This is a genomic window from Flavobacterium sp. (assembly GCF_044341185.1).
GTDB lineage: Bacteria > Bacteroidota > Bacteroidia > Flavobacteriales > Flavobacteriaceae > Flavobacterium.
Map to the genome: position 1 here is coordinate 1 of NZ_JBIISE010000061.1, position 6,197 is coordinate 6,197.

At 32.7% G+C, this 6,197-nt stretch carries 6 protein-coding genes; 4 read left to right on the plus strand and 2 right to left on the minus strand.

Annotation, left to right across the window (positions count from 1 at the left end; genetic code table 11):
- Window positions 1–87: 87 nt before the first annotated feature.
- From ACIQZ1_RS09455 to ACIQZ1_RS09470, 4 genes are all read left to right on the plus strand, one after another.
- Entirely contained in the window at window positions 88–801 is a 714-nt protein-coding gene (locus ACIQZ1_RS09455; protein WP_396160789.1) for a bacteriorhodopsin-like, read from the plus strand.
- Window positions 802–906: 105 nt separating this feature from the next.
- Window positions 907–1,503 (plus strand): hypothetical protein, encoded by a 597-nt coding sequence (locus ACIQZ1_RS09460; RefSeq protein ID WP_396160791.1) that lies wholly within the window; start codon window positions 907–909, stop codon window positions 1,501–1,503.
- A 107-nt stretch (window positions 1,504–1,610) separates the two neighbouring features.
- Window positions 1,611–2,561 (plus strand): NAD(P)H-dependent flavin oxidoreductase, encoded by a 951-nt coding sequence (locus ACIQZ1_RS09465; protein WP_396160793.1) that lies wholly within the window; start codon window positions 1,611–1,613, stop codon window positions 2,559–2,561.
- Between the two features lies 1 nt (window position 2,562).
- Window positions 2,563–3,075: a DUF4442 domain-containing protein gene (locus ACIQZ1_RS09470; protein ID WP_396160795.1), complete on the plus strand. Its 513-nt coding sequence runs from the start codon at window positions 2,563–2,565 to the stop codon at window positions 3,073–3,075.
- Between the two features lie 102 nt (window positions 3,076–3,177).
- On the opposite strand, the gene ACIQZ1_RS09475 is transcribed toward ACIQZ1_RS09470, so the two are convergent.
- Both ACIQZ1_RS09475 and ACIQZ1_RS09480 read right to left on the minus strand, forming a co-directional pair.
- The gene (locus ACIQZ1_RS09475) at window positions 3,178–4,113 is read right to left on the minus strand and encodes a malate dehydrogenase (RefSeq protein WP_396160797.1); all 936 of its coding nucleotides are present in this window, start codon (window positions 4,111–4,113) and stop codon (window positions 3,178–3,180) included.
- Between the two features lie 61 nt (window positions 4,114–4,174).
- The coding region (locus tag ACIQZ1_RS09480; protein WP_396160799.1) for an endonuclease at window positions 4,175–6,197 on the minus strand (2,023 nt) is incomplete at its 5' end.

Genomic DNA, 6,197 nt, shown 5'->3' on the forward strand with positions numbered 1-6,197 from the left:
ATAAACAAAAAGTTTGTTTATTAAAAATTAATTTTTTAACTTTGATAAAACAAATTAACATTTATTATTAACTAAAAACAAAAAATTATGAAAAATTTATTATTAATGAAAGAAATGTTACCAAATGATTACGTAGGCTTTACATTCTTTGTTGGGTGTATGGCAATGATGGCAGCTTCTGCTTTTTTCTTTTTATCATTAAATCAATTTGATAAAAAATGGCGTACATCTGTTCTGGTTTCTGGATTAATAACATTTATTGCTGCAGTTCACTACTTCTACATGAAAGAATATTGGGCTGAAGTTGGACAATCTCCAACATTTTTTAGATACGTTGACTGGGTTTTAACAGTGCCGTTAATGTGTTTAGAGTTTTTCCTAATCTTAAAAGTTGCAGGTGCAAAAACAGATTTATTATGGAAAATGATCGGTTTATCTGTAGTTATGTTAGTAACTGGGTACTTAGGTGAAACGGTTTACAAAGATTCAGCTGCTTTATGGGGTGGAATTTCAGGATTAGCGTATTTTGTAATTGTTTACGAAATATGGTTAGGATCTGCTTCTAAATTAGCAAAAGCTGCTGGCGGAAACGTATTAGCTGCTCACAAAATCTTATGCTGGTTCGTATTAGTAGGTTGGGCTATCTATCCATTAGGATACATGATGGGTACTACAGGATGGTACAATTCAATGATTCCTTCAGGAAATATTGATGTTGCTTACAACATTGCTGATGCTATCAACAAAATTGGATTTGGTTTAGTTATTTATAACTTAGCTGTTCAATCTCAAAAAGACTAATTCATTTTAAAATATAAATTAAAACCGGTAAGAAAATTCTTACCGGTTTTTTTTATGAAAATTATTTTGTACTTTGGTAACTCCAAAATCTTAAAAATTTTCAATATGAAAAACATACTACTTGCTTTACTACTACTATTAACTACTTTTTGTTTAGCTCAAAAACCTAAGACACCTGTAAAAGCAACTTCCACCGCTTTAGCCACTTTTGAAAATTTAAAAGCCGAAATTATCATGGAAGGCGGTAAACAAAAATTAGCGATTTTACTTGATAATGCTGGAAAAAAGGAAATCATTATTCTTAAAGAAATAACAGCAAAAGATAAAGCACAACAACCTACAAATTTTAAAATCAAATCGTTTACTATTGGGAATGTAAAATTATATCACTTTAGTTATACTGAAAATATTTTGACTGAAACGAAACTAAAAAAGGAAAATGCTTTGATCACTTCAAATGAAATTTGGGAATTATCTACCACCAAACTAAAAATTTTAGGAAACATTCAAACGGTCAGTCAAATTAAAGAAATCGAATTTTTAGATAAAAACAAAACAGCCTCGCAAACCGTTGAAAAAACTAGAAGAGAAGGTTTTGAATTTACTTTAACGAAAGATTATGAAGTACATTTATCTACAAAAACACAAATAAATAAATATAAGTTTAACGAAGTTACACGACGTTACGATCCTAAAAAATAAATTAAACTTTAGATTTAAGAAACAAGAAAATAACTAAAAGATTTCACCTACATACTTTTTATATGCACGCCTATTATTTTTAGTATATTTGAATAAATTTTACAATCATGTCAAAACCTCAATTAACCGAAATTTTAAATATAAAACACCCTATTATCATGGCGCCAATGTTTTTGGTGTCCAATACTAAAATGGTAATTGAAGGCATGAAAAGTGGCGTAGCAGGATGTATTCCGGCTTTAAATTACAGAACTTTAGAAGAATTACGCAGTGCGATTATCGAATTAAAAAACGCAAAAGTAGAAGGCGGCAGCTTTGGTTTTAATTTAATTGTGAATAAATCCAATATTAAATATAAAGAGCAATTACGCATTTTATGTGAAGAAAAAGTCGATTTTATATTAACGTCATTAGGTTCTCCAGAAGAAACGATTATTCAAGCACATCAAGTAGGTATCAAAGTATTTTGTGATGTTACTGATTTAAGCTTCGCTAAAAAAGTGGAACATTTAGGTGCAGATGCATTAGTAGCTGTAAATAATGAAGCAGGAGGACATAGAGGAAATCTTTCACCTGAAGCATTAATCAAACAATTAAACGAAGGCACTTCCCTACCCGTTATTTCCGCTGGTGGTGTAAGTAAAAAATTAGATATAGATAAAATGCTTGCTTATGGTGCAATTGGTGTTTCTGTTGGAAGTCCTTTTATTGCTTCAACAGAAGCTGACGTTTCGCAAGAGTACAAACAAGCTTGTGTAGAATATGGTGCAAAAGACATTGTAATGACGGAACGTATTTCGGGCACACCTTGTTCGGTGATAAATACACCTTATGTTCAAAAAGTAGGTACAAAAACCACTTGGTTAGAACAAGTTTTAAACAAAAACAAAAGTTTAAAAAAATGGGTAAAAATGATTCGTTTTTACATTGGTATGAAAGCTACAGAAAAAGCCGCAACTGAAGTAACCTATAAAACGGTTTGGGTAGCAGGTCCGAGTATTGAAGACACGTACGCCATTTTACCTGTTGCAGAAATTGTAAAAAAACTAACGGTTTAATATGTACGAAACGTTTTTTACTTTTTTAAATCGATATTTTAAAAAGGCGACTCTTTTTAAAGTTGGTTTTAACCTGTCACCCATGTATAAAAGAAGTTGTGGGAAAATTATTTTCGCTTCTGAAGATTTACATGTAGTAAAAATCAAAATTCCTTTATCATACAAAAACAGAAATTATGTAGGTTCGATATTTGGTGGCAGTTTGTTTGCTGCAACTGATCCAATTTATATGATTCAGTTAATGCAAATTTTAGGAAAAGACTACGTAGTTTGGGATAAAAAAACGGATATTAAATTTAAACGCCCAGCGTATGAACACGCCTTTGCAACGTTTGAATTTACAACTACAGAAATTAACGAAATCTTGCAGAAAGTAAAAACTGAAAATGAAATAGATTATACGAAAATCCTTCATATCACGGCTAAAAACGGTACCATTTTCGCGGAATTAGACAAAACGCTATATATTGCTACAAAAGCGTATTATAAAGAGAAAAGGAGTTTAAAAGATTAACCGCAAAGTAAACAAAGAAAACCTGCCCAATCTGCGTACCCATTAAAAATAAGAAAAGCCTGTAAGAAATTCCTACAGGCCTTATATATAGTTAAAAAGGGTTTATGATAAAACCGCTTTTAAGTCGCCATTCATAGCGCGTACCGCTTCTGCTGATTTTGCAAAAGTAGCTTTTTCAGCGTCGTTTAATTGTACGTCAACAATTTCTTGTACTCCGTTTTTACCAATAATACATGGTACACCTAAACAAATATCTGATTGTCCGTACTCGCCTTCTAATAAAACAGAACAAGCAATCATTTTATTTTGGTTATTTAAGATAGAATCTACTAAATACGCCACAGAAGCTCCTGGCGCATACCAAGCTGAAGTACCTAATAAACCTGTTAATGTAGCACCACCTACCATAGTGTCCGCCGCTACTTTATCCAATACTTCTTGAGATAAATAATTAGAAACTGGCGCTCCGTTGTAAGAAGCCAAACGTGTTAATGGAATCATAGTTGTATCACCATGACCACCAATAACCATACCTTGAACATCGTTTCCTGGTTTGTTTAATGCTTTTGATAAATAATATTTGAAACGAGAGCTATCTAAAGCACCACCCATTCCAATAATTCTGTTTTTTGGTAAACCTGTAGCTTTTAACGTTAAATACGTCATCGTATCCATAGGATTAGACACTACTACGATAATGGTATTTGGAGAAAATTTTAAAATGTTTTCTGCAACAGATTTTACAATTCCAGCATTGATACCAATTAACTCTTCACGAGTCATCCCTGGTTTTCTTGGAATTCCAGAAGTTATTACTACTACATCTGAATTAGCTGTTTTTGAATAATCATTTGTTACACCTGATACTTGCGTATTAAATCCTGTAGTTGTAGCACATTGCATAATGTCCATTGCTTTTCCTTCAGCAAATCCTTCTTTAATGTCTAATAAAACTACTTCACTTGCAATTCCTCTGTAAGAAATTACGTCAGCACATGATGCACCTACATTTCCTGCCCCTACTATTGTTACTTTCATTGTATAAAATATATTGAGTTGTTATTTTTTACAAAAATATTGATAATGAAACAATTTTACGTTATTTCACGATTATTTTTTTTATGATTTGTTTATCATTTGTGTTAATTTTAACAAAATACATTCCTGCTTGAAAATAAATTGGAATTATTTGGTCTTCATTAACTGTTTTTTCAAAAACTTTTGTTCCCAAGACAGAGAAAATTTCTACTTTAGAAAGATTCGATATACCCGAAACAAAAATATGTTCTGTTGCAGGATTTGGATACACCTTTACATCTGTAGTGTCAAAACTTTCTGAAGCCAATGCCGCAAACCAAGGTTGTCCGTATTGCGAACCAAAAATATAATTTGCCAATAACGGATAATCAATAAATGGGTTTCTGTTGTGTTGCCAAGTTTGAATATAATTATTTCTATTCATTTCAAAATCGTCTCTAGGATCCGAAAGATTCCAAGTCAATAAAGTAGCTAAATCACCTATATTCCCGGAAGGATTTGCTCCATTATATTCACTTGGATCGCCATTTACCACATTTAAACCGTTAAATCGAACCGCCATATAAAAGCAAGCTCTTGCTACATCACCACGCCAAGAACCTTGAGTACCCGTTGCTCCGGCATATACTGTAGCTGAATTAACAGTTCCGTAGTTTTTATTATTTCTGGATGAATTTTCTTGTCCGTTAACCGCTCTTATATGATGTGCATCTGAAACACCATCAACTGTTGTAGCAGCACTCGTAGAAGTCCAAACTCCAATTCCATCTGCCGAATCATTATTAGCTACTACAAAACCACCTCTCGATTGACAAAAAATATGTTCCCTATTCCATTTACCTACAATACTCGAACCTTGTTGTTGGTCTATTTTAGACATTGGTTGTTCCAAGTAAATTTCCCAAATTTGCCCACTATTCATAGGATTTTGATCCGAAGTTTTTAAGATTTCCCAAATATCTGCATAACTATGTAATCGTACCACAGACGGATTCGCAATTATATTTTGCACGGCTTGTTTCAATGCTGCACCAGACAATCCTTCTAAAGATGCATAATAACCTGCTGGAGCGGTACTTGAAACCGTATTATAGGTTGGCGCTAAAGGCGTTCCGAAATTTAAGACTTGGAAATCCGTATCTGCTACACGTCTTACAATCGAATTATTACTCGAAACTACATTTACGGGTAAACCCGAAATAAAAAGTACAAATTCTTCATCGCCTTCTTCCAAAGTATCATCAATTAAAGTAATTGTTTTTGTAACTGAAGTCGCACCAGAAGGAATGGTTACAATATTAGTAGTATCAAAAGTATAATCTGCAGAATTAAAATTTCCATTATTTAAAGAAATGGAAAAAGTAGTAGTTGCGGTTACTGGCGTGTCTGTAGTAAATGTAATGGAAACGGTTTGTCCTTCAGTATACGAATTCGCATTAAAAGTAGTAGTCATATAGTTTAATACAATACCTGAACCATCATTATTCATTCCCGGTGTAGGTGCTTTCACTTCATACGTACCATCAGCTTTTCTTTGAATGGAATGATTAGCTGCATTCGAAGTAGCGTTTTCATTTACACAAACTGTTACATTTAAAATAGTCATTAACGCGGTAGGTTGTGTAGAAGCTGTATTTGAATACGCAATGGCATGAACCAATCCTGTGGCTGTTGCAGGAGTATTTAAAGGAAAATCGGTATCATTTGCTTGATACAATGCAATAGCATCGGGTCCGTTTTGAAGCGTAGCATCTAACATAGACAAAGCTGGAGTTGGAGTAAGCAAAACATTACCTACTAAAAAATTTCCATTTACATCTGTAGTATACCCATCTAAATCAATAGCGTTATAACTTAACGTTCCTGCATAAGGACTTGTGCTTGAAGCATTAAAAAAAACTAATACATACCCATTTAATGAAAAATTAGCAGATGCCGATTTTAATTCAATAAATTCTTTTTGATCTGTAGAAGGGGTATCAGGATCTATTTCATTAATTACGACTTGAGAAAAAGCAATATTGGAAATCAGAAGTAATAAAAATATTTTTATTTTCATTTTATTTTCATTTGAAAAGTTATAC

Bases quoted from the DNA above. Each gene is read 5' to 3' on its own strand.
- ACIQZ1_RS09470 (WP_396160795.1), top strand. From the start codon at position 2,563: ATGTACGAAACGTTTTTTACTTTTTTAAATCGATATTTTAAAAAGGCG.
- ACIQZ1_RS09475 (WP_396160797.1), bottom strand. From the start codon at position 4,113: ATGAAAGTAACAATAGTAGGGGCAGGAAATGTAGGTGCATCATGTGCT.
- ACIQZ1_RS09455 (WP_396160789.1), top strand. From the start codon at position 88: ATGAAAAATTTATTATTAATGAAAGAAATGTTACCAAATGATTACGTA.
- ACIQZ1_RS09465 (WP_396160793.1), top strand. From the start codon at position 1,611: ATGTCAAAACCTCAATTAACCGAAATTTTAAATATAAAACACCCTATT.
- ACIQZ1_RS09460 (WP_396160791.1), top strand. From the start codon at position 907: ATGAAAAACATACTACTTGCTTTACTACTACTATTAACTACTTTTTGT.